General features: G+C 67.8%; 23 protein-coding genes. 15 read left to right on the top strand and 8 right to left on the bottom strand.

All coding sequences use genetic code 11. The features are described from left to right. Positions 1–67: 67 nt before the first annotated feature. Positions 68–325, top strand: coding sequence for a hypothetical protein (locus tag B9A95_RS28430; protein WP_084050680.1), 258 nt, complete (start codon positions 68–70; stop codon positions 323–325). Further along, a complete protein-coding gene (locus B9A95_RS28425; protein WP_084050679.1) occupies positions 322–954 on the top strand; it encodes a phosphoribosylanthranilate isomerase in 633 nt (210 codons plus the stop codon). The genes B9A95_RS28430 and B9A95_RS28425 overlap by 4 nt, the downstream gene beginning before the upstream one ends. Before the next feature lie 174 nt (positions 955–1128). On the opposite strand, the gene B9A95_RS28420 is transcribed toward B9A95_RS28425, so the two are convergent. Continuing rightward, positions 1129–2004, bottom strand: coding sequence for an alkaline phosphatase family protein (locus tag B9A95_RS28420; RefSeq protein WP_084050678.1), 876 nt, complete (start codon positions 2002–2004; stop codon positions 1129–1131). A gap of 90 nt (positions 2005–2094) precedes the next feature. Here B9A95_RS28420 and B9A95_RS28415 point away from each other — a divergent pair, with 90 nt between their 5' ends. From B9A95_RS28415 to B9A95_RS28405, 3 genes are read left to right on the top strand one after another with little or no spacing between them, the layout of a single operon-like run. After that, on the top strand, positions 2095–3018 hold the full coding sequence (locus B9A95_RS28415; protein ID WP_084051037.1) for a carbon-nitrogen hydrolase family protein: 924 nt from the start codon (positions 2095–2097) through the stop codon (positions 3016–3018). Next, on the top strand, positions 3011–3529 hold the full coding sequence (locus B9A95_RS28410) for a GNAT family N-acetyltransferase (protein ID WP_084050677.1): 519 nt from the start codon (positions 3011–3013) through the stop codon (positions 3527–3529). Before B9A95_RS28415 ends, B9A95_RS28410 begins: the two co-directional genes overlap by 8 nt. Positions 3530–3579: 50 nt before the next feature. Next, entirely contained in the window at positions 3580–3810 is a 231-nt protein-coding gene (locus B9A95_RS28405; RefSeq protein ID WP_139807019.1) for a hypothetical protein, read from the top strand. Here the strand turns inward: B9A95_RS28405 and B9A95_RS28400 are convergent. The 3 genes from B9A95_RS28400 to groES form a co-directional block, all read right to left on the bottom strand. After that, positions 3790–4311 carry a P-loop nucleotide/nucleoside kinase family protein gene (locus B9A95_RS28400; RefSeq protein WP_084051036.1) on the bottom strand — a complete coding sequence of 174 codons (522 nt, stop codon included), beginning with the start codon at positions 4309–4311 and terminating at the stop codon, positions 3790–3792. The genes B9A95_RS28405 and B9A95_RS28400 overlap by 21 nt on opposite strands. Positions 4312–4451: 140 nt before the next feature. Then, positions 4452–6095 carry a chaperonin GroEL gene (gene groL / locus B9A95_RS28395; RefSeq protein WP_084050675.1) on the bottom strand — a complete coding sequence of 548 codons (1644 nt, stop codon included), beginning with the start codon at positions 6093–6095 and terminating at the stop codon, positions 4452–4454. Between the two features lie 106 nt (positions 6096–6201). Next, complete coding sequence (groES, locus tag B9A95_RS28390; protein ID WP_084050674.1) at positions 6202–6489, bottom strand: co-chaperone GroES; 288 nt, start codon at positions 6487–6489, stop codon at positions 6202–6204. A 265-nt stretch (positions 6490–6754) separates the two neighbouring features. Between groES and B9A95_RS28385 the strand changes: the two genes are divergently transcribed. The 4 genes from B9A95_RS28385 to B9A95_RS35850 all read left to right on the top strand — a co-directional run bounded on the left by B9A95_RS28385 (position 6755) and on the right by B9A95_RS35850 (position 9703). Further along, a complete protein-coding gene (locus B9A95_RS28385; RefSeq protein ID WP_084050673.1) occupies positions 6755–7360 on the top strand; it encodes a GGDEF domain-containing protein in 606 nt (201 codons plus the stop codon). Continuing rightward, positions 7357–9027 (top strand): NUDIX domain-containing protein, encoded by a 1671-nt coding sequence (locus B9A95_RS28380; RefSeq protein ID WP_245808531.1) that lies wholly within the window; start codon positions 7357–7359, stop codon positions 9025–9027. Before B9A95_RS28385 ends, B9A95_RS28380 begins: the two co-directional genes overlap by 4 nt. Positions 9028–9165: 138 nt before the next feature. After that, positions 9166–9354, top strand: a complete 189-nt coding sequence (locus B9A95_RS32805) for a hypothetical protein (protein ID WP_139807018.1) — start codon at positions 9166–9168, stop codon at positions 9352–9354. A gap of 166 nt (positions 9355–9520) precedes the next feature. Continuing rightward, a complete protein-coding gene (locus tag B9A95_RS35850; RefSeq protein ID WP_245808530.1) occupies positions 9521–9703 on the top strand; it encodes a hypothetical protein in 183 nt (60 codons plus the stop codon). Between the two features lie 317 nt (positions 9704–10020). Here B9A95_RS35850 and B9A95_RS28365 read toward each other — a convergent pair whose 3' ends face one another. After that, on the bottom strand, positions 10021–10530 hold the full coding sequence (locus B9A95_RS28365; protein WP_084050671.1) for a M23 family metallopeptidase: 510 nt from the start codon (positions 10528–10530) through the stop codon (positions 10021–10023). Between the two features lie 99 nt (positions 10531–10629). On the opposite strand from B9A95_RS28365, the gene B9A95_RS28360 reads away from it, so the two are divergent. The 5 genes from B9A95_RS28360 to B9A95_RS28340 all read left to right on the top strand — a co-directional run bounded on the left by B9A95_RS28360 (position 10630) and on the right by B9A95_RS28340 (position 18435). Next, a complete protein-coding gene (locus B9A95_RS28360) occupies positions 10630–11562 on the top strand; it encodes an RluA family pseudouridine synthase (RefSeq protein WP_084050670.1) in 933 nt (310 codons plus the stop codon). Between the two features lie 49 nt (positions 11563–11611). Next, entirely contained in the window at positions 11612–12871 is a 1260-nt protein-coding gene (locus tag B9A95_RS28355) for a M16 family metallopeptidase (protein WP_084051034.1), read from the top strand. Beyond that, a complete protein-coding gene (locus B9A95_RS28350) occupies positions 12868–14097 on the top strand; it encodes a M16 family metallopeptidase (protein WP_084050669.1) in 1230 nt (409 codons plus the stop codon). The genes B9A95_RS28355 and B9A95_RS28350 overlap by 4 nt, the downstream gene beginning before the upstream one ends. 279 nt (positions 14098–14376) lie before the next feature. Then, positions 14377–16203: a DRA0282 family DNA-binding protein gene (locus tag B9A95_RS28345; protein WP_245808529.1), complete on the top strand. Its 1827-nt coding sequence runs from the start codon at positions 14377–14379 to the stop codon at positions 16201–16203. 78 nt (positions 16204–16281) lie between these two features. Then, positions 16282–18435, top strand: a complete 2154-nt coding sequence (locus B9A95_RS28340; protein WP_084050668.1) for a S8 family serine peptidase — start codon at positions 16282–16284, stop codon at positions 18433–18435. 74 nt (positions 18436–18509) lie between these two features. Here the strand turns inward: B9A95_RS28340 and cmk are convergent, their stop codons facing one another. Further along, positions 18510–19139: a (d)CMP kinase gene (gene cmk, locus B9A95_RS28335; protein WP_084050667.1), complete on the bottom strand. Its 630-nt coding sequence runs from the start codon at positions 19137–19139 to the stop codon at positions 18510–18512. A gap of 74 nt (positions 19140–19213) precedes the next feature. On the opposite strand from cmk, the gene B9A95_RS28330 reads away from it, so the two are divergent. After that, the gene (locus B9A95_RS28330) at positions 19214–19948 is read left to right on the top strand and encodes a peptidylprolyl isomerase (RefSeq protein ID WP_084050666.1); all 735 of its coding nucleotides are present in this window, start codon (positions 19214–19216) and stop codon (positions 19946–19948) included. Positions 19949–20098: 150 nt separating this feature from the next. Here the strand turns inward: B9A95_RS28330 and obgE are convergent, their stop codons facing one another. Beyond that, positions 20099–21400 carry a GTPase ObgE gene (gene obgE, locus B9A95_RS28325; RefSeq protein ID WP_084050665.1) on the bottom strand — a complete coding sequence of 434 codons (1302 nt, stop codon included), beginning with the start codon at positions 21398–21400 and terminating at the stop codon, positions 20099–20101. A 142-nt stretch (positions 21401–21542) separates the two neighbouring features. Next, on the bottom strand, positions 21543–21818 hold the full coding sequence (rpmA, locus tag B9A95_RS28320) for a 50S ribosomal protein L27 (protein WP_084050664.1): 276 nt from the start codon (positions 21816–21818) through the stop codon (positions 21543–21545). Between the last annotated feature and the right edge of the window lies 1 nt (position 21819).

The following is a 21819-nucleotide window of genomic DNA, read 5'->3' as shown; positions in this document are numbered from 1 at the left end:
CGGCAGAACGGGCAACTGACCGCTGACGGCCGAAAGCGGACGGCCCATCCCTTCCTACAATGTGCCCATGCCCGATCCTGACCGCGAACTCAACTTCGCCCGCGCCATTCTGGGCGAACGGTCCTACCGCGACGTGCCCGACGACGAGGTGCTGCGGGAAGCCGAGCGTCTCCTCACGGAGTGGATGGCGGGTGAACTGCGGATGGAGCGCCCAAAACTCTATGACCACTACGCCCTGCTGTTTCTGGCCCTGCTGCGCCGCACCCGTGAGCTCGAGGCCCGGGTGGGCGAACTCGAAGCCCGCCTGTCCGAAGGCCGCCCATGACCGTGCGCGTCAAGGTCTGCGGCACCACGTCCGTTCACGACGCCGTGCTGAGCGCCGAGGCGGGCGCGGACGCCCTGGGCTTTATCTTCGCGCCGATCAGCAAGCGTCTCGTCTCAGCGGCGGTGGCCCGCGAAGCTGGGCTGGCGGTGGGGCCAGCCGTGGCCCGGGTGGGCGTGTTCCTGAACCAGGGGTTGGGCGAGGTGCTGCGGCTCTCGGAGGCCGCACGCGTAAGCGCCGTGCAGCTTCACGGGCCAGTGTCAAGCCTTTACGTGAGGGAGGTGGCCCGCTATCATCCCGTTCTGCGTGTTCTGCGCCCAGGGGATCTGGGCCGCGAGGAAGCGCTGGAGGCGCTCGCCCTGCCCGGGGTCACGCCCATGCTCGATGCGCCCGAGCCTGGTGGGGGTCTGCCCCTCGACTGGGACAGCTTGCGAGAAGCCTTTCCTCCCAGGGCATGGCTGGCGGGCGGGTTGGGGCCCTTAAATGTTGCGGAGGCGATCCGGGTGCTGCGCCCGGCCGGGGTGGACGCCGTGAGCCGCCTGGAATGCCAGCCGGGCGTCAAGGATGTGGAGCAGGTGCGGGCGTTTGTTCAGGCTGCGCAGGGCGCGGAAAAACAGAGTTATCCACAGTGAAACGCGGGGGTGTGGATAACTTCGGGGCGGTCCTTCCTGGTGCGTGTAGGCCCATGAAAGGCCGTTCAGCACGAACAAACGCACGGGAACGTTTCTGGAAAAGTCCGGAGCCGTCCTGCACTTATCCACAGCCCCTGTGGAAAACTTTGTGGATAACTTAGGCGGTCAATCCTGTCAGTCCTCACGTTTGGCGTCGCTGTCGGCTTCCAGCGGCAGACAAAGGGCTGACCTCAGGGCCCGTCCGCCCTGCACCACATCTGTAGCGTCGGTCAGGCCCATCGCCTGTCCCGCGAAGGGGACCCGCGCGGCGGTGTGCGCCTTCACGCGTAGGTTTTCCAGGTTGCCGTGGTCGCTTGTCAGCGCCACCTTCGCGCCCGCCTCCATCAGCCCGAGCAGCAGCGCGTCCACCCTCTCCAGGTAGGCGCGGCCCGCCCGCAGCACATCGGGCGGAGTGGGGTCTTGCCCCAGGTGGCCGAGGTGATCTCCAAACCACAGGTCGCACACGATCAGGTCATGGTGCTGCGCAGCCTCCGCGAGCGCCTTTCCCAGCCTCGCAATGTCCGCCGCCGGACGGACCTCCGGCCACGGCCCGGCGTGGCCCAGACCCAGGGTGGCGGGGATGGGCGGCACCTCCGGGGGATTGAGGGGCAGGCCGGCCGCCAGAAACGAGAAGGGAAAGCATCCCCTGCGGGGCCGCCGCGCCTGGGCCTCGAAGTAGGCCGGGGGGTAGAGGTTGGCGAGCGCCGCCCGGCCCCCGGCCTGGGTCAGCCGAACGGGCAGACTCTCGGCCCGCAGCAGGCGTTGCAGCGTGGGACCCGGGTACGGACCGAAGTGTTCGCCCATGACGCGCACCGCGTCCTGCCCGGTCAGCCAGCAGGCCTGTCCCGTGCCCGACTGCGGCGTCCCCGGCATCCCCAGGGTGGTGTCCAGCGCCTGCCCCGCCTCCACCAATGGGCGCAGGACGGGCAGGTCCGCTTCCCACACCGAGCCCCCGGGTGCGTCTGCCGGATGGCCAATGCCGTCGAGCGCCAGCCACACGAGTCCGGTCATGGGGAGCAGTCTAGGGGCTGGAAGCCGGTGGTGGAGGGCCCCGTGCAAATGGCCGGCGCGCTCTCCCTGCCTCCCCGCTACACTTGCCGCATGACCCCCACCCCGCCCCACACCGTTCGGATCGCCGCCGCTGCGTACCCGGTGGACCTTCACGCCGACTGGGCCGCCTATGAGGCCAAGGTCACGGCCTGGGTGGCGGAGGCCGTGGGGCAGGGGGCACAGCTGCTCGTGTTTCCCGAATACGCGGCGCTGGAACTCATCGGCCTGCTGCCTCCCGAACTGCACCACGACATCGTGCCCATGCGCCCCGCGCTTCAGGCGTTCCTGCCGGAGTTCCTGGCCCTGCACGCCCGGCTTGCGCGCACGCACGGCGTCACCCTCGTTGCGGGGAGTCTGCCCGTCCTCCACGGCGACGAGTTCGTCAACCGCGCCTATGTCTTTGGCCCGGGCGGGACGCGGGGTCACCAGGACAAGCTGCTGATGACCCGCTTCGAGGACGAGGAATGGTCCGTCTCACCCGGCGCGGGCCTGCGCGTGTTCGAGCTGAGCGGGGGGCTGCGCTTCGGCGTCGCCATCTGCTACGACTCGGAGTTTCCCCATCTGGCCCGCGCGCTCGCCGAGGGCGGAGCTGAGCTGCTGCTTGTGCCTTCCTTTACCGGCGCGAGGGCCGGGTACACACGCGTGAAGGTGGGCAGTATGGCCCGGGCCCTGGAAAACCAGCTATACGCCGTCCACGCGCCCCTGCTCGCCGATGCCAGTTGGACCTACGCCGTCGAGCAGGCCGTGGGCCAGGCTGGGGTCTATGCGCCCGCCGACAATGGCCTGCCCGACACGGGCGTGGTGGCCCAGGGCGAGTGGAATACCCCCGGATGGCTGATTCAGGACCTGGACCTGACGCTGATCCGCCAGGTGCGGGCGGACGGCCACGTGCTCAACTGGCGGGACCGCCACGCCGGGCAGGAGCGGGTGACGCCCGCCGAGGTGGTGCCACTGGCGGGAGGCGTCCATGCCTGACCTTCCCCAGGTCCGCGTGCTGACCCCCGCCGATGCCCCCGCTTACCGTGAGGTCCGCCTGACCGCCCTGAGGACCGATCCCCTCGCCTTTAGCACCACTGCCGCCGAGTTCGAGATGCGGCCTCTGGAAGAGGTGGTGGCACGACTGGCCCCTGGTCCGGTCAGCGTGACCTTCGGCGCGTTCCTGGCCGGAAAACTTGTCGGTCTCCTCACCGTGGCGCGAGAGGAGCGGCCCGCGCTGACCCACCGCGCCAACGTCTTTGGGGTGTCGGTCCTGCCCGCTGAGCGGGGCCAGGGTTGTGGAGACGCCCTGCTCCGGGCCGGGCTGGCGCAGGTGCGCAGTTGGAAAGGCGTCACTTCCCTGCACCTTGGCGTCATGGAAACGCAGGGGGCCGCCCTGAGCTTGTACGGGCGCCACGGGTTTCAGCTCTGGGGCACGCAACCTGATGCACTGCGGATCAACGGCCGCCCGGTGGCCGAGCATCACCTGTGGCTGGCGCTGACGCCCTGACTGCACCCGGAGAGATCCGGGTGCGCCCCCTGCTGCGCTTGGAGTACGGGATGACGCGTACCCTGAGGCGGGCCGCGCCATCGTCCGCCTTTCGCCGTCAGGAGGCGGCAGAGATCCTGCCGGCCCTGCTGGGCGGCGTGGTGGGGCAGCGGCTGGGTGTTGCACCAGCCTTGTTGCTCGCTGAACTCGTGGTGCGCGTGGCTGTGGGTGTGGCAAAGCGGGGTGCCCGGGGTGAGGTCCACGGAGACCGCGAAGGAGACCTACCCTCCGAGCAGCTTTAGCAGCGCTCCAAAGTTCTCCTCCGGGGTGCCTCGCCCCGTTTCCACCGTCAGGTGAGGTGAGGTCCATGCCTGATACCCCTGCGCGCTGCGCTGCGCCTGTGGCCAGTCGGGAGGAGACCACCGTCCCGAATGATCTTCCGGTTGGGCTCGCCGCGTTTCCACCCGCCGCTGATGCTCAGCCGAGTCCACACAGACCACCTCGAGGTTGACGAGGTGTGCTCCGGTTCGCCCAGCCACATCTGCCCACGCCCCCCGCGTGACTCCCAGTGGGTTTACACAGTCCACGACCACCTCCATCCCTGGCCGCAACTGGTCCTCGGCCAGCGCGTAGCTCACCGCGTAGCCCTCGGTACTCACGGCGGGAAGTCCCGCGTTGAGAAGGGCGGCCTCCACACTGTCCATCCGCAGGTACACCGCCCGGAGGTGACCCGCCAGTTGCCGCGCCAGCGTACTTTTGCCCGTTCCGGGCAGACCCGAGAACACCAACAGGCGGGGAGACATATCCGCCAGCATAGGCAAAAAGAAAGGAAGCCGGAGCCATATGGCTCCGGCTTCCCTTCTTGTCCCGCGGGGTGGTTTCAGGCTCAGGGACGGCCCTTCGCCTTTCTTGCCACGTTCTACCCGCGAGTATCGCCTCTGGCTTAGAAGTCCATCCCGCCCATATCGCCGCCACCCATGCCGCCTGCGGGAGCAGGAGCGGCCTTCTCGGGCTTGTCGGCGACGATGGCCTCGGTGGTCAGGATCAGCGCGCCGATGCTCGCGGCGTTTTGCAGCGCGGTGCGGGTGACCTTGGCGGGGTCCACGATGCCAGCGGCGACCATGTCCTCCACGTACTCGCCCGTCGCGGCGTTGAAGCCGTAGCGGGGCAGTTCGCTGCCGATGACCGCGTTCACGATGACGCTGCCTTCCTCGCCGGCGTTCACGGCGATCTGGCGGGCGGGCTCTTCCAGGGCGCGAATCAGGATGCGCGCGCCGGTGGCCTCATCGCCGGTCAGGCTCTGGGCCGCTTCACGCACGGCGGGGATCACGCGCAGCAGCGTGGTTCCGCCGCCTGCGACGATGCCTTCTTCCACAGCCGAACGGGCCGTGGAGAGGGCGTCCTCGTAGCGGTGCTTCTTCTCCTTGAGCTCGGTTTCCGTCGCCGCACCGACGCGGATCACGGCCACGCCGCCCGCCAGCTTGGCGAGGCGCTCCTGGAGCTTCTCGCGGGCGTAGTCGCTGTCGGTGGTGTCGAGTTCGGCCTTGATCGCATTGACGCGGGCGTCGATCTCGGCCTGCTCACCGCGACCGTCGACGATGGTGGTCTCGTCCTTGGTGATGCGAATGCGCGCGGCGCGGCCCAGCATGTCAAGGCCGACGTTTTCCAGCTTGTGCCCCATGTCCTCGCTGACGACCTGACCGCCCGTCACGGCGGCAATGTCGCGCAGCATTTCCTTGCGGCGGTCACCGAAGCCGGGGGCCTTCACGGCGGCAATGTTGAGCGTGCCGCGCAGCTTGTTGACGACCAGGGTGGCGAGCGCCTCGCCTTCCACGTCCTCGGCGATGATCAGCAGGGGACGGCCCGTCTGCGCGGCCTTTTCCAGCACGGGCAGCAGGTCTTTGAGGTTGCTGATCTTCTTCTCGTTGATCAGGATGTAGGCGTCTTCGAGGACGGCCTCCATCTTGTCGGGGTTGGTGATGAAGTAGGGGTTGATAAAGCCCTTGTCAAACTGCATCCCCTCCACGACGTCCACCTCGGTGTCGAAGCCCTTGGACTCCTCGATCGTGATGACGCCTTCCTTGCCGACCTTGTCCATCGCGTTGGCGATTTCCTGGCCGACCTGCTCGTCGTTGGCGCTGATGCCCGCGACCTTCTTGATCGCGTCGCTGTCCTCGACGGCCACGGCGAGCTTCTTGATCTCTTCAATGGCGACGGCGACGGCCTTGTCGATGCCGCGCTTCAGTGCGAGGGGGTTGGCGCCCGCCGCCACGTTGCGCAGGCCTTCCTTGACGATGGCCTGGCCCAGCACGGTGGCGGTGGTGGTGCCGTCACCCGTGATGTCGTTGGTCTTGGAGGCAATTTCCTTCAGCAGCTGCGCGCCGATGTTCTCGAGCTTGTCTTCCAGCTCGATTTCCTTGGCGACCGTCACGCCGTCCTTGGTGATGGTGGGGCTGCCGAACTTCTTCTCGATGACCACGTTGCGGCCGCGCGGCCCGAGGGTCACCTTCACGGCGTTGGCGACGGCGTTTACACCGCGCTCCAGGCTGCGGCGGGCGTTTTCTTCAAAGACGAGTTGTTTGGGCATGATGTTCTCCTTCGGAGGGGGATCAGAATTGAGGGAGTCGTTAGGAGCAAAGGGTTTTGCTTGAGCTGAGGCGCCCTTGTTCTACTGGCACCTACCGCCTAACACCTCACTCAACGATGGCGAGAATGTCGCGTTCGCTGAGGATGCTGTAGTTCTTGCCCTCAAGGTTGACTTCGGTGCCGCCATACTTGGCGAAATACACGGTGTCGCCTTCCTTGACGTCGAGCGCGACGCGCGTGCCGTTGTCGAGCAGCTTGCCGCTCCCCGCCGCGACGACGCGGCCGCGCTGGCTCTTTTCCTTGGCGGAGTCGGGGACGTAGAGGCCCCCGGCGGTCTTCTGCTCGGCTTCTTCAATGATCTCGACGAGAACGCGGTCGCCCAGTGGTTTCAGCATGGGTAATCCTCCTGTGGTGTGGAAGTGAGAATGTGGCGGCCCGCCGGGCATTCCGGCGGTTTTTGCCGTTCCAGACGGAATACTAGGCGTGGCCTCAGCAAAATGTCAAATGTTGTGATCCGGGAATCTGAGTGTGTGGCGCTCAAGGTGCGCTGGCACGCGAATTTCGCCTATGCACTTGTCAACATGTACTCGAAGCATATATATGTATAGGGAACATACGTTATGTCGGAACTGACTTCTCGCTGATTTTCGGAGGTTTCCCGTGCCCCGTCCCCATATCCTGCTGCGGCCCGCTTTCGAGGAGGCGTTCGAGAAACTGGGCAACGCCTCGCTGACGCTGGCGGTGCTGGACCTCGATCACTTCAAGGCTGTCAACGACTCGCTGGGCCACACCGAGGGAGACCGCGTGCTCCGGGTGGTGGAGCGCCTCCTCACGGGCAGCCTGCCCAGCGGCACCGTCATTGGCCGGATGGGCGGCGATGAGTACGCGGCACTCCTGCCCGAGACTGGCCCGGAAACAGCCCTGATCCTCTTCGACGAGGTCATCAAGCACTTTCACATCCACCGCGATCCCCATTGGCCGCGCGCCCTGGGTCTGAGCGTTGGCTTGGCCGCGCGTCCGGCCCACGCCCACAGCTTCTATGACCTCTACCGGGCGGCGGACGAGGCCTTGCTGCGGGCCAAGCGCGAGGGGCGTGGCCGGGCCTGCATCTACGTGGAGAGCAAGATGGTCCTCAAGAGCAACTACTACCCCAAAAGCCAGCTTGAGCGCCTTGCCAAGCTCTCGGGCGCGCTGGGCCGAACCGAGGCCAGCCTGCTGCGGGAGGCGCTGGACGGACTGGTGGAGCGCTACAGGGGCGAGTTGTGAGGGGAAGCGGCCAGCCCTTGGCGGTCAGCGTTCAGCCGGGTTTCTCGGTGGCCTGGCTCGCCGCGCTGCATCAGGCGTGGACGGCCTACGTCCTCGGTTCGTACGCCATTGGCGCTGTCGTCGTGGACGCCGGGGGGCGGGTGATCGCCCGGGGACGCAACCGGCTGGGTGAAGTGCGGCGGGCGGCGGGGGGAGTAATCGGCGGGCACGATCTGGCGCACGCGGAGATCAACGCCCTGCTGGACCTGGAGGGCGTGCCGCGCCCTGAGGTGTACGGCTGGACCGTGCTGACCACCGTGCAGCCCTGCCCGCAGTGTGCCGGGGCCATCGCCATGAGCAGCATTCGCGGCGTGGCCTACGCCGCTCCCGATCCCTGGGCAGGCTGCACGCGGCTGCTGACCGATGACCCGTATGTCTCCCGCAAGGGCATTCGGGTGGAGCGCGCGCCAGAAGTGGTCCAGCGGGCGGCGTTGCGCCTGGCGCTGGTGAGTTTTCTCCGGGAAGGGCATGACCGCCTCGGCCCCTTTCTGACACACTTCGACAAGTACGCGGAGGACGTGCAGTTTGCTCTCCGCCTGCACGACGGGGGCACGCTCGCCGCCCTGCGCGGGCGCGGGGCTCCGCTGGTGGAGGCCCTGGCCGCGCTGCTGGGAAAACCCGTGGAGGTGGAGGGCGGCTGCTGGCCGCTGGAGCCAGAGCCGCTGGAGCCAGACGGCGCGGCGCCTAAGCTCTCGCCCTCGCCGAACCGCACGGGCCGGGCATGCGTGTACGTGGAACACGGGGGCCAGGTGCTGATGACCGGACTGGAGTGGGGCGGCTGGACTCTACCGGGCGGCGGCATTGATCCAGAAGAGACGGGCGCTGAGGCCGCCGTCCGCGAAGCCTGGGAGGAATGCGGCGCGCGGGTGGAGGTAACGGGGGAAGCGGTGACGCTGCGCGGCTCGTCCGGCGCGGACTCGCTCTGTTACCCGGCCCGCCTGCTCTCGCTGTCGCCCAGCCCCGAGGGCCGCCCTGTCGCCTGGATCAACCCCCGTGCCCTCCCCTGGGCCAATGACATTCAGCTGCGGCAGGTGCTGGCCGCGAGGGGCGAGACCCCTCCGGGACTGGCCCTGCCCGGGAGGGTTCAGGTGGCCCTGGGCGCAGCGGGACGTCTGGGCTTTGACCGCACGAGCAGTCTGGAAACGGGCCAACTTCTCCGCTCGCTGGCAGCGACGCGTCCCGGTGGTATGTTTGCCGAGCTGGGGAGCGGGACGGGTGCAGGCGCAGCGTGGCTGCTCGCGGGGATGAACGCCAGCTCACGGCTGATTACGGCAGAACTTGATGCTGCACGGGCGGATGCGGCGCGGGCCGTATTGGCCGGAGACGGGCGGGCCACAGTCCTCGCGGGTGACTGGCGCCGAGCGCTGGCGTCCGGCCCCTTCGACCTGATCTTCAGCGACTGTGCCCCGGCCAAACGGGAGACGGCCAGCCTGGACCTGCTGGTGGGCGCGCTTAAGCCCGGCGGTGTGCTGGTGCTGGACAATTTCAGCCCACCCGCCCGCCTGCCCGAAGCGCTGTACGCGGGCGATCCCGAGCGGGAAGCCCTGTGGGCGCACCCCAACTTGCTCTGCTCGGAGGTGGAGGTCAGCCGGACGGAACGGGTGATTCTGGCCGTGAGGAGGGCGTGATGCGGTTTGCGGATCATCCCCTGGGCTCCGGTGATTCCACGCCTCTGTGTCACCGTTTTTCCTGCCCCCTCTGCTGCGCCGCGTTGCACGTCCGCTCGGGCTGGACCGTTATTTCATCGCGGGCGAACCCCAGTCCTTATGACCCTGCATTTTGAACCCGTCTCGGAGCAAACGGCAGAAGCGGCCCGCAACGTGATCCTCTCGGGACTCACCGAACGTTTTGGCGTCCTTCGCCCCGAGTTTCTTGCCGATGTCTACGCTCTCCCGGGCAGCTACGCCCCGCCCGCTCTGCTGCTGGTGGGCCTCCATGAAGGGAAGCCTGTATGAAACCCAGGGTTTCGCCTTTCAGGGGTTGGAGGAGCAGCAGTTCCTGGACGGGTCTGGCAATACCTTGGCCCACTATGTCAAGGAGCTGGAATGACCGAACTTCACCTCACCTTCCTGCGCCACGGCCACAGCCGCGCGGACGACGAGGGGGTTCACGGGGGCTGCGGTGACTCGCCGCCAACAGAACATGGGCATCGCGCCGGCGCTCGCCGAATACTGGCGCTCACATTCCCCCATCTTCGAGCGGGTCTTCTGCTCCACGCCCGTGCGGGTCAGACAGGCGGCAGAAACGGTGGCGCTGGAACTGTCCCTTCAACCCGGTGACCTGCGGCGCGAGTGGAACACTTAGGCCGCAGGTCACCGGGAGGAGGCGCTGCGCCGCTCCCCATTCCCGCTCCCCGGCATGACCTCACGCCTTTCGCCCTGGGGGGGAGCGGGGGTCAGGCAGCCGTCCGGGCGCGAGCGCTGCTGGCGCAGGGGGCGGTGTGGCGCGCCGACTGTGCCCGTGGTTTTGCACCGCGGGTGTCTCAACTCTGTGCGCCGGGAATTGACGGGCGCGCACCGGGGCTGGTTCGCCTGAGGGGGCCGCAGGACTCGCCCCTGAGCGCCTCTCGCGGCGCGGCCATACGGCGGTGGCCACAGGTGTAAGCCTCCACCCACACCTTCCTAGGGGTTTTGCAGCAGCGGGTAAGGATTGATTGCCCCGGACGGGGTATAGATGCCGTAATGCAGGTGCGTGGGCGTACCCTTCGCGTTCCCGCTGTCGCCCACGTAGCCCACCACCGTACCCGCCCCGATCCAGCGGCCCATCCGCAGATTGGGGTAGCGGTCCAGATGCGCGTAATAGTGCCGCTGCTGCCCGGGGCCCAGCACCATGACAGTGCGGCCTCCCAGGGGATTGTGCCCCACGTACACCACAAAGCCGCGCGTGGTCGCGCGAATGGGTGTGCCGCGCGGCGCGAAGATGTCCACCCCCTCGTGCCGCCGCCCTCCGCTGCGGGCCGCCGCCCAGGTGTCTGCAAAACGCCGCCCTGGGAGGGGATTGGGCAGCGTGGTGGGAGCCGGCGCGCCCACCAGTTGCGCGCCCTGCCACGCCAGCCGCAGGCCGGGCCACAGCAGTGCCAGCAGACCGGCGAGAAGCGCGAAGACCAGCAAGCGGCGCAGGGGGCGGCTCATCCTTCCAGCTTGCCCGCTGGGAAGGAGGGCGGGCGTCCCCCAGAAGGATGAGCGCGGGCGACCCTATTCTGGAGGGGTGCGCCCGAGGCCTGTTTCCCAATGACCCTCAACCGCGGCCACACCTACCGCGAGGAACTGGGGGGACGGGCACGGGGCCTGACGGTCCTCGACCACCTCACGCGGCATTACGGCCATTCCACGCGGGCAGAGTGGCAGCTCCGGCTGGAGGGGGGAGAGGTTCGGCTGAACGGCTTGCCTGTCCTCGGCCCCGAGGAGGTGCGCCCCGGTCAGCTGCTCGAATGGCAGCGCCCGCCGTGGCGGGAGGAGGACGTTCCCCTGACCTTCGCCGTGATGTACGAGGACGCCTCGCTGCTCGCCGTCTCCAAGCCGGGTGGGCTCCCCACCTTGCCGGGTGGGGGGTTTCAGGACCACACGCTGCTGACCGGGGTGCGGGCACAGTTTCCGGGAGCCAGCCCGCTGCACCGTCTGGGCCGGGGCACTTCTGGACTGGTGTTGTTCGCCCGCACAGCGGAGGCGGGGACGGCATTGTCCCGCGCCTGGCGGGAGCGCGAAGTCCAGAAACGCTACCGGGCGCTGGCGGCGGGCGTTGCCCTGGACGAGGAACGCACCATCACGACGCCTATCGGTCCGGTTCCGCATCCCCGCTTGGGCACGGTGTACGCGGCAAGTGCGGTGGGCAAGGCGTCGCGGAGCGTGGCGCGGGTGCTGGAACGCCGCGCTGCAGACTCGGGAAGGGCAGGGGAGACGCTGTTCGAGGTGGACATTCACACGGGCCGCCCGCACCAAATTCGCATTCACCTCGCCTCGGTGGGGCATCCCCTCGTCGGGGACCCGCTGTACGCGGTGGGCGGTCTACCCCTCCCAGACCTGCCGGGCCTGCCCGGAGACGGCGGTTACCTGCTGCACGCCGAGCAGCTCACCTTCGTCCATCCGGTGACGGGAGAGCCGCTGACCCTGCGCGCTCCACCTCCACCGGAACTGGTGCGGGCGGGCGACTCGGCCGCCCCGTAACCTCCCTCCCGGTTTCGCCGCGTGGCAGCGCTACAATCCGCCGGTGCCCCTGACCGCCCCGATTGCCGCCCACGTCTGGACCCTGGAGGGCGGCCTCACCGTGGCCTTTGAGCGCCGCGCCGCACCCGGCTTTGCCCTGGACCTGCGCATTCCGGTGGGCAGCGCCCACGACCCCGTAGGGCAGGAGGGCGCCGCGGGCGTGCTGGAGGAGTGGCGGTACAAGGGTGCCGGGGACCGCGATGCCCGCGCGCTGCAAGACGCCCTCGACGATCTGGGCGTGCGCCGGGGCGGGGGCGTGGGGTCAGAAGCCACCCGCCTCAGCCTCAGTGGCCTCACGGCGGATCTGCCCGCGGCCCTGGGTCTCCTCGCAGACCTCGTGCTGCGGCCCACCCTGCCGCCCCAGGAACTGCCCATCCTCACCGATCTCGCCCGGCAGGACCTGGAAGGCCTGGAGGACAGCCCCCCCGATCTGCTTGCCCTGGAGGCGCGCCGGCTGACCTTTCCCCGGCCGCAAGGCTCGCCCTTCGCCGGGTATGCCCACCCGGCCAGCGGTACCCCGGAGGGCCTGGCCCAGCTGAGTGTGGCGGGTCTGCGCGCCTTCGTGCGGAGGTACGGCGCGGCGGGCAGCGTCCTGGGCGTGGTGGCCGATGCGGACGCGGTGGAGGTGCGGGCGCTGCTGGAGCGCACCTTCTCCGACTGGCACGCGGGCGAGGCGCACACCGTTCCTGCCCTCTTTCAGCCGGGTCTGCGCGTCCACCTGCCGCACGGGGACGCCGAGCAGACGCACCTCAGCGTCACTGCCCCTGGCGTCTCGCCGCATGACCCGGGCTGGCTGGCATGGCAACTTGCCCTGACGGCACTTTCCGGCGGCAGTGCCAGCCGCCTCTTTCACACGGTGCGTGAGGAGCGGGGCCTGGCCTACCACGTCTCGGCCTCGTCCCTGCTGCTGGGTGGGCAGGGCTTTCTCAGCGCCTACGCAGCCAGTACGCCCGACCGCGCGCCCGAAACCCTGACCGTGCTGCTGGCCGAACTCGCCCGGTTGCCGCAGGGGTTGACCGAAGCCGAGTTCGAGCGGGCACGCCGGGGCCTCACCGCCAGCGTGGTGTTTGGGGCCGAGAGCCTGCGTGGCCGGGCAAATACCCTGACCCGGGACCTCGCGGTGTTCGGACACGTCCGTCCCGTCGCCGCACTGCGCGCCTCGCTCGCTGCCCTGACGCTGGAGAAGGTGAACCGCTTTCTGGCGGGATACCACCCGGCAGTGGAGGCCACCGTCGTCTCCCTCGGTCCTGGACAGGAGGTTTCCGAATGACCCTGCTTCACCGCCTTTCAAACGGCCTGACCCTGCTCCTTGAACCCCAGGACGATGCCCAGACGGTGGCTGCGGGATACTTCGTGGCAACGGGCGCGCGGGATGAGCGCCCGGAGGAGATGGGCGCCTCCCATTTCCTGGAACACCTGATGTTCAAGGGCTCCGAGGAGGTGGGCGCGCGCGAACTCAACGTGCGCCTGGACGAACTCGGTGGGCACGCAAATGCCTTTACCAGCGAGGAAGCCACCGTGTACCACGCGGCGGCCCTGCCCGAAGACACCTCCGAGCTGCTGGGCACCCTGACCGAGTTGATGCGCCCGGCCCTGCGTCCGGAGGAGATTGACACCGAGCGCGGCGTGATTCTGGAAGAGATCGCCATGTACGCCGAGCAGCCGGCCGTGCGGGTGACCGATGGGTTGCGTGCGGCCTACTGGGGCGCGCACCCGCTGGGGCACTCGGTCCTGGGCACGTCCGACACGGTACGTGGCCTGACCCGCGACGTGTTGGTGCGCAACCACCGCGAGCGCTACGGGGCGGACGCGGTGACCCTGGCCGTGGTGGGGGCCTTTGACGCGGGGAGCGTGCAAGCTTGGGCTGAGGACGCGCTGCGAGGCTGGCCGGCCCGGACAGCTTCCGTTCCGGCGCGTGATACGCCGCCTCCCGCCGCCCCCGGCACCCTGTGCCTGATGGGCGACGAGCGCCTGACCCGCGCGCAGGTGGCCCTCGCCGTGCCCGGCCTGCCCGCTGCCCATCCCCTCCGGGAAGCGGCGGTGGTGCTGTCTGAACTGATCGGCGGGGAAAACGGCCTGCTGTACTGGGCGCTGCTGGATACCGGCCTCGCCGACAGCGCAGACCTCGCGCATCTCGACTACCGTGACGTGGGGAGCTTTGAGGGCGGCTTTTCCTGCGATCCTGGCCGTACGCAGGAGGTGCTGGACGCCTACCGCCGGGTGCTGGCCGACGCTCCCGGAGCCATCACGGAAACAGCCGTTCGCCGCGCCGCACGCAAGCTGGCGGTGGGCACGCTGCTGCGGTCCGAGACGCCCCAGGGGCGTCTCTTCGCGCTGGGGATGGAACATCTTGCCCTGGGGCAGGCCCTGTCAACCGGGGAACTCGTCGAGCGCTCGGCCAGGGTGACCCTGGCCGACGTGCGCGCAGTGCTGAATCTCTGCCCCTTCGAGTCTCCGACGGTGGTGGCACTGGGGCCGGTTAGTGAACTTCATTAGAATATTCTCAACGGTTTTATATTAACAAATGCAAGGAAAATCAGGCACTTTTATTCGATATGTAAAAAGATTTATCAACCCTGATTTCTTCCAGTAAGAAGCGTCCGGAATGACAGATTGGAAGAAAGGGCGCCTATGAATGACATTTGATTGGGGTGAAGGCGGGAGCTATAGTGCGTCCCACCGGATAAACGGCTGCATTTTTAGACGCCGAGCAATATTTTTCAGGCTCGGACGTCCCCCACGAACCGCAGGTCTTCCGGCATTCAAGGAGTCCACATGAAATTACAGCGCACGTTGCCTTTCGTTCTCCTGTCGGGTGCCCTGCTCCTGGGAGCCTGTAACTCGCCCGTCAATACCACGCCTACGCCCGAGACTGGCGGCGTTCCCGTCGACTCGGTACTGGGTAAGGGCACGGCCACCCTGTCGGCCGATGTGGTGCGCTCCAACCGCGGGACGGCCGTCGAGGGCAGCACGGTCTACCTCTACCGCACGGGCCAGCGCAGTACGGCCGTGGGCAAGGCCACCACGAACGCTCAGGGCTATGTGGAGTTCGCCAAGATTCCCGAAGGCACCTACGATCTGGTTTTTCTCAAGAGCAAATCCGCCGGCTCCGAGTTCGACGGGGCCGTCGCGAAGGCGGGCATCAACACCCGTGTCAAGGTGGCCCAGTTCGCCTCGGCAGACCCGAATGCCACCGCCGACGTGCCCCAGCTCAAGCTGGAACTGCCCGCCACCCTGGACGCCAACGGCGAGGTGTCGAGCTGGAAGGAACTCTCGCCTGGCACGGCGTTCAACGACACCGTGGATGTGCGCGCCTATACCGTCAAGAACAGCGATACGCCGCGCGTGATGCGGTACTTCCTGTTCTCGCTGGTCACCATCGACGCCCAGGGCAACTGGGCCGACGTGCGCCCCGGCACCGGGTTGTACGAGCAGGACCCCGGCTACGTGACGCCCGGCGTGGACCCGAATGGCGCGGGCCAGGACAGCGGCCTGGTCAGCCTCGACCCCACCGGTCTCAAGGGCGACGTGTACCTGCAGGTGGTGGGGCTGGACTTCAACTACAACCGGGTGGCGTATCTGGTGCCCATCACGGTCAACCGCACAGCGGCGAGCACTGTGGTGGCCCCCGCCAACGTGCGCGCCGTGGCCTACACCCTCAGTGAGCGCATCGACTACCTGTACGGCACCCGCACTCCCGACGCCCCCACGAGCGGCACGAACCTGTGGGTCACCACCTCCTGGGACGCGCCCGTGGATCTGGGCGGCTACACCGGTTTCCGGGTGCTGCGCGCCACCAGCGCGGCCGGCCCCTACACCCAGGTCGCCTTTGCGGGCAGCAAGCAGTGCGCTGCGCCTGCCGACGCCAAGGCCACCACCCGGCGCTGCACGGTGAGTGACAACACAGCCACCCTCATCACCGATCAGGACTACTTCTACAAGGTGGTCGCGGTGGGCAGCAACGAGGCCGCGAGCGCGGACCCGGCGATGCCCAGCACCCACACCCTGCCCCAGTTCCACCCGCAGCTGCTCAGTCCCGCCAAGGACGTGCACGGCGTGGAGCTGACGCCTACCTACACGCTGAAGATGAACCTCTTTTCCATGGGCGCGACCGGTGCCCAGATGGACCTGCGCGTGGCGGACTTCGTGACGGGCGAGAGCTACGCCTACGCGGCGCGGCGCCTGGTCCTGCGCAAGGGCTTTGACGCGGGCGGCACCCCCGAGACCCAGATCCTGAGTAACCTGCAGGGCAGCAACCTGTACTACGTGTTCCGCGGCAGCTGGGCCACCGATAACGATCCCAAGACCGAGAACGACACGGTGACCTACGACCCGGCCAGCGACGTCCTGAGCGTGCCGCACCAGTTCGAGAACGGGCTGCTGGGCAGCAGCGTGATCCCGCTGCAGGCCAACCGCCGCTACAGCTGGTTCCTCAACAAGGCGTACGCCTACCGCCTGATGGACCCCAGCAAGCCCGCCTCGGCGGCAAACTACGTGGCAGCCTACTCGGTCTACAGCGATCCCGACACCGCTGCCCTGATCGTGCCTGGAGGTGTGCGCCAGCAGGCCGCCGAGGTCAACGACTTCACCACCCGCGAGTAAGCCCGAGCCCCGCCTGTTTTTTTCCCCGGTGGGGCCACCGCGCCCCACCCTCCACCGAGCGCAAGTCGAGGAGTCCCCATGAAAAGAATGTCCCTTGCTGCCCTGGCCCTGACCGCGCTGCTCGCGGCCTGCGGTCAGCAGACCACCTCTCCGGTCGCCACCGCTCCCGGTCAGACGGCGGGAGCCCCCGCCCGGCCCGCCGATTCCCAGATTGACCCGGCCCAGGTCGTGACCACCAAGAGCGGCGAGATGTACGTCCGCAACCAGCTCGTCGCCAAGCTGCAGGGAGAAGACGCGGCGGCGCTCGCGGCCAGCCTGGGCGGGCGTGTGCTCGACCAGATTCCCGAGCTGAACGTGGCGCTGATCGAACTGCCCGCGGGCAAAGACGCCCGTGCCGTGGGCGTCGCCCTGATGCGTCAGGGTCAGGTGCTGTACGCCTCGGCCCAGAACGTCGAGCGCCGTGAGGCCCCGGTTCACCACGACGCCGTGGGCGCGCAGGCCGTTAACCAGGTGTTTGATCAGCTGCCGCAGTACGCGCTGGACGCCAACCACCTGCACGCCAAGGCCGCCTGGGACATGGGTTACACCGGCCAGGGGGTCAAGGTCGGCGTGGTCGACGATCCCGTGGACGTCTCGCACCCCGACCTGCGTCCCAACTGGGCGGGCAAGGCGTACGATCCGGTGACCAACACCACCTACACCGATGTGCAGAGCTGGATTGACGCCATCGACGCCTTTGACGGCAAGCTGGACCAGAAGGTGGACGCCGAGATCGAGCACGGCACGGCGGTGGCCTCCACCATCGCGGCAGCCAAGGATGGCAAGGGCATCGCGGGGGTGGCTCCAGGCGCGAAGTTCTACAGCGCGGCCATCTTCGAGCCCGGCTTTATCGGCGACTACTACGTGGCGCGCGGGGTCATCTGGTCTGTGAACCAGGGCGTACAGGTGCTGAACAACTCCTGGGGTGGCCTGGGCTACGCACCACTGGTCAAAGAAGCCTTCGACTACGCGCTGGAGCGCAACGTCGTGGTGGTCGTGTCGGCGGGCAACTCGGCGCGCGAGGAGTGGCGTAACCCGGCACAGCTGCCGGGCGTGATCGCCTCGGCAGCGCTGGACATCAACAACGACAAGGCGAGCTTTTCCACCTTTGGGCGGCACATCAGCGTCGCCGCGCCGGGCGTGGACGTGCTGCTGGCCTCCCCACTGTTTCTCAACGCCAACGGCAGCCGCAAGTCGGGCTATACCGCGCCCGGGGGGAGCGGCTACCAGCTGATCAGCGGCACCTCGTTCTCGGGGCCCTATACCGCTGGGGCCGCCGCCGTGATTCTGGGCGCACACCCCGAACTTGATCCTCACCAGGTGCGCCGCCTGATGGAGGAGACGGCCGATCCCACGGTGGGCAGCAGCGGGGGCTTTGACCGTGAGACCGGCTCCGGTCTGATCCGCATGGACAAGCTCGCCGTCCGCCTCAAGAACGGCCCCATGCCCGACAAGGGCGGTGCGGCCCGCGTGAAGGTGGAGATTCAGACTCCCGGCGGCTACGTGCCGGGCATCCTGGCCGACGTGATACTGGAGGGCGACGGGGCTGACGGGGCCGTGTACGGCGTGCAGACCAACGCCGAGGGTTACGCCAACTTCGTGTCCATCGCGCCCGGCACCTACACGGTGCGCGTCGCCACCCCGGACCTGAGCCTCACGGGCGGCAGTCCCGAGGAGCGCGACACCTACGTGGGCAAGCTAACCGTTACGTCGGGAGCTCAGCTCAGCACGGTCGCGCCACAGCGTGTGGTGCTCGTCAAGGGCACGGTGAACCTCAACCCGGTGGACCCCTACGAGCCCAACGACACACCCGCCCAGGCCACGCCCATCACGTACAACGCCAAGGCGCAGCAGGCCTACATCTTCGGGAAGGAGCGGGACGTGGACTACTTCTCGTTCCAAGGCGCGGCGGGCGACAAGATCGAGGCCAACGTGTACGCCCGCACGACCATGGGCGGGCAGCTCGACTCCTTCCTGGTGCTGCGCGACGCGGCCGGCAAGAAGCTAACCTTCAACGACGACAGCAACGGCCAGGATTCCTCGCTGACCTACACGCTGCCCGCGGCGGGCACGTATTACCTCGAAGTGTCGAGCTGCAACATCTTGTGCAAGTCTGAGGGTGACGATCCCAGTCAGGGCACCCCCGACGACAGCCCCTTCAACAAGTACGTGCTGGAACTGCTCAAGCTCTGACGCCTCCCGCGCAAGAATGCCGCTCCTCCCAGGTGGGAGGAGCGGCGTTTTGCTGCCGGAATGGACAGGCGGATTCAGGCGGTGGGCGTAGGCAGGACCTGGAGGATCGTCTCGATCACGCCCTCCAGCGTCAGCGGCCCTGTGTCGATTACGTGGGCGTCGGGCGCAGGGGCACTCTGACCGGCGTCGCGGCGGTCACGCTCGATAAGGGCGGCTTCCACGGCGTCGACGTCCTCGGGTCGCTCCTGCGAGCGGCGCTCGGCGCGCACCCGGGCGCTGGCGGTCAGGTAGAACTTGGCCCGGGCCTGCGGAAACACGTTGGTGCCCATATCGCGGCCCTCGGCCACGAAGGGGGCGGGCAGGGCGCGCAGCTGGTCGTCCACCCACGCCCGCACCTCGGGGAGCGCGGCGACCACGCTCACGCCCGCATCCACCTGGGAGGAATGCAGTTCGTCCGTCAGGTCCCGCTCACCCTGCCACACCCGGTTGCCCTCCGGCAGCGCTTCAAGCCGCAGCGGCCGGGCCCGCAGGTGGGTCAGCAGGGCCGCCGCGTCGCCCAAGCGTACCCCCGCTTCCCGTCCCAGCTGCGTCGCGGCGCGGTACAGCAGCCCCGAACTGACGTAGGGGATGCCCAGCGCCCGCGCCACGCCGGACGCCACGCTCGATTTTCCACTCGCGGCCACGCCGTCTATCGTCACGATCACCCGCCCAGTGTAGAGGCAGTTGGCAAGACTCCAGCTTCATCTGGCCCATTCAGGAGCCGCTAGACTGCTCCTGAATGAAACAGGCCGCTTCTATCCACGCCGTGCTGCTCGCCGCCCTGCTCGCTTCGGCCGCTGCCCAGACCACGCAGGCGCAGACCACCAAGGCGGGGGCCACCAAGGCTCCGGCCGGCGCCGCGAGCACCAAGCCAGGCCCCCTCCCGGCGGGCTACACGCTGGTTCCGCCCCTCTCCAGCAAGCCCGTGCGCACCTTCAAGGCCGCGCCCGCCCTGGCGCTGCAGGGGAGGCAGGATTACTACGCGCTGTTCGATACGGGCAAGGGCCAGATTCTGATTGACCTGTATGAGCAGGAAACGCCAGTCACGGTGAACAACTTCGTCTATCTGGCGCGCAACCATTTCTACGACGGCACGCGCTTTCACCGCGTCATCGAGGGCTTCATGGCCCAGGGTGGCGACCCGGGCAGCACAGATCCGAGTAAGAAGGCCACCTGGGGCACGGGCGGTCCCGGCTACTCGTTCGCCGACGAGTTCCGCACCCGCCTCAAGTTCACCGGCTCCGGCGTGCTGGCGATGGCCAACAGCGGTCCCGCCACCAACGGCTCGCAGTTTTTCATCACCTTCGCGCCCACGGATTTCCTGAACGGCAAGCACACCATTTTCGGTAAGGTCGTGAAGGGCGACGACGTGCTGAAAAAGCTGACCCGCACCATGGACCAGAGCAACGCCGACATTGCCGGCGCGGTGGCCGATCAGGTGATCAGCGTGCGGATTCTGACCAAGAAGCGCTGACGCACCGCCTGAAGGGCCAAAGGTCAGACCGTCTGAAGGCTGAGATGTTTCGCCCGCCCCAGACGGTTTGACCCTATGCGCATTTAAGTTCGCTCGCCGGGCTCGGTCAAAAAAGGTCCGCACATTGACACATGCTCTAGAGCACGCGCCTCACTCCTCGTCGTTGAAATACTCGAAGCGGAAGGTGCCGATCTCCACTGTGTCGCCCTCGCGGGCCCCCGCGCGCTTGAGGGCCGCGTAGAGACCCTGACGCTTGAAGAGGTTCGACAGGTACTCGGCCGCGTCTTCCAGGTGGCGGGAAAAGCGGGTCAGGCGGGCTTCGAAGCCTCCGCCGTGAACTTCCCAGACCCGTTCGGGGACCGGCGCCCCGCGTTCGGGTGCGTCCTCGCGGAAGGTGAGGGTCAGGGGCTCCTCGCGCACGTCCTCCACGTCTTCTTCCAGGGCGTGCGTCTGCGCCCAAAGTTCGCGGTCGGGCAGCAGCTGGAACAGGGCGTCACGCAGTTCCGGCAGGCCCAGGCCTTCCTTGGCACTCACGGGCAGCACGGGCAGGCCGAAGGTGGCGAGTTCGTCCTCCACCATCGCGGTGATGTCCGTGTCCACGAGTTCAGTCTTGTTCAGGGCGATGGCCGCCACGCTGTCCAGCAGGGTGGCGTCATAGGCGCGCAGCTCGTTCTGAAGCTGCCGCAGTTCCTCCACCGGGTCCCGGGTGACGTCCAGCACATACACCAGCAGCCGGGTGCGGCTGATGTGGCGCAGGAACTCCAGCCCCAGGCCCTTGCCCTCTGACGCGCCCTCGATGATCCCGGGGATATCGGCCATCGTGAAGCGCTGCTCGCCGTCCTCGCTTTCCACCACGCCCAGGATGGGGGAGAGGGTGGTGAAGGGGTAATCGGCAATTGCCGGATTGGCCCGTGAGAGGGCCGCCAGCAGGCTGCTCTTGCCCGCGTTGGGGTAGCCCACCAGGCCCACGTCGGCGATCAGGCGCAGTTCCAGGCGCACGCGGCGCTTTTGCCCCGGTGTGCCCAGTTCGGCAAAACGTGGGGCCTGCCGGGTGCTGCTCGTGAAGGTGCTGTTGCCGCGCCCACCGTAACCTCCCTGCGCGATCACCTTTTCCTGGCCCACCCGCACGAGGTCCGCAATGACCTTACCGCTGTCACGGTCAAAGGCGGTGGTGCCCACCGGAACCTCAATGTACGTGTCCTGGCCGTCCGCTCCCTGACGCAACCTGCCTTCGCCGTAGCGCCCGTTCTCGGCTTTGAATTTGCGCTGTCCCACGAGGCGCTCCAGACTTTCCACACCCTCGATGGCGCGCAGGATGATGCTGCCGCCGCGCCCGCCGTGCCCACCGTCGGGGCCGCCCTTTTCCATGTACTTGGCGCGGTGGAAGCTCATGCTCCCGTCACCGCCACTCCCGGCCGCCACTTCAATGTCCAGTACGTCTCGAAACGCCATACCTGCTCCTTTACGCCTGGCTGGCCCCGGGAAAGGGCGGTCAGGCGACACTCGATTTCAGTTTAGCCACTGCGCTCAACACAGTGAGGAGGGGACCGAAAGCCCGCAGGCCCGGCCCCCTCCTCACTGCGCGCCGCTTACTTCAGTCGGCGGCGACTTCGGTCTGCACCGCTTCGATGCTGATGAAGCGGCCCTTCTCACCCCGGTTGGCAAAGACGACCTTGCCGTCCGTCAGGGCAAAGAGGGTGTGGTCACGGCCCATGCCCACATTTGCGCCCGCCTTGAACTTGGTGCCGCGCTGGCGAACCAGGATGTTCCCGGCCACGACCTTCTCGCCGCCGAACTTCTTGACGCCGAGGTACTTGGGGTTGCTGTCACGTCCGTTCTTGGACGAGCCTACGCCTTTCTTGTGTGCCATT

The organism is Deinococcus hopiensis KR-140 (genome assembly GCF_900176165.1).
Taxonomy (GTDB): domain Bacteria; phylum Deinococcota; class Deinococci; order Deinococcales; family Deinococcaceae; genus Deinococcus; species Deinococcus hopiensis.
This window is presented reverse-complemented; position numbering and strand designations above follow the sequence as displayed.

Excerpts from the sequence above, each read along its gene's own strand:
- B9A95_RS28420 (WP_084050678.1), bottom strand. The coding sequence starts at position 2,004 with ATGACCGGACTCGTGTGGCTGGCGCTCGACGGCATTGGCCATCCGGCA.
- B9A95_RS28410 (WP_084050677.1), top strand. The coding sequence starts at position 3,011 with ATGCCTGACCTTCCCCAGGTCCGCGTGCTGACCCCCGCCGATGCCCCC.
- obgE (WP_084050665.1), bottom strand. The coding sequence starts at position 21,400 with ATGGCGTTTCGAGACGTACTGGACATTGAAGTGGCGGCCGGGAGTGGC.
- B9A95_RS28430 (WP_084050680.1), top strand. The coding sequence starts at position 68 with ATGCCCGATCCTGACCGCGAACTCAACTTCGCCCGCGCCATTCTGGGC.
- B9A95_RS28400 (WP_084051036.1), bottom strand. The coding sequence starts at position 4,311 with ATGTCTCCCCGCCTGTTGGTGTTCTCGGGTCTGCCCGGAACGGGCAAA.
- B9A95_RS28365 (WP_084050671.1), bottom strand. The coding sequence starts at position 10,530 with ATGAGCCGCCCCCTGCGCCGCTTGCTGGTCTTCGCGCTTCTCGCCGGT.
- rpmA (WP_084050664.1), bottom strand. The coding sequence starts at position 21,818 with ATGGCACACAAGAAAGGCGTAGGCTCGTCCAAGAACGGACGTGACAGC.
- groL (WP_084050675.1), bottom strand. The coding sequence starts at position 6,095 with ATGCCCAAACAACTCGTCTTTGAAGAAAACGCCCGCCGCAGCCTGGAG.
- B9A95_RS28330 (WP_084050666.1), top strand. The coding sequence starts at position 19,214 with ATGAAACAGGCCGCTTCTATCCACGCCGTGCTGCTCGCCGCCCTGCTC.
- B9A95_RS28405 (WP_139807019.1), top strand. The coding sequence starts at position 3,580 with ATGACGCGTACCCTGAGGCGGGCCGCGCCATCGTCCGCCTTTCGCCGT.
- B9A95_RS28340 (WP_084050668.1), top strand. The coding sequence starts at position 16,282 with ATGAAAAGAATGTCCCTTGCTGCCCTGGCCCTGACCGCGCTGCTCGCG.
- B9A95_RS28415 (WP_084051037.1), top strand. The coding sequence starts at position 2,095 with ATGACCCCCACCCCGCCCCACACCGTTCGGATCGCCGCCGCTGCGTAC.
- B9A95_RS28425 (WP_084050679.1), top strand. The coding sequence starts at position 322 with ATGACCGTGCGCGTCAAGGTCTGCGGCACCACGTCCGTTCACGACGCC.
- B9A95_RS28345 (WP_245808529.1), top strand. The coding sequence starts at position 14,377 with ATGAAATTACAGCGCACGTTGCCTTTCGTTCTCCTGTCGGGTGCCCTG.
- B9A95_RS32805 (WP_139807018.1), top strand. The coding sequence starts at position 9,166 with ATGACCCTGCATTTTGAACCCGTCTCGGAGCAAACGGCAGAAGCGGCC.
- groES (WP_084050674.1), bottom strand. The coding sequence starts at position 6,489 with ATGCTGAAACCACTGGGCGACCGCGTTCTCGTCGAGATCATTGAAGAA.
- B9A95_RS28360 (WP_084050670.1), top strand. The coding sequence starts at position 10,630 with ATGACCCTCAACCGCGGCCACACCTACCGCGAGGAACTGGGGGGACGG.
- B9A95_RS28350 (WP_084050669.1), top strand. The coding sequence starts at position 12,868 with ATGACCCTGCTTCACCGCCTTTCAAACGGCCTGACCCTGCTCCTTGAA.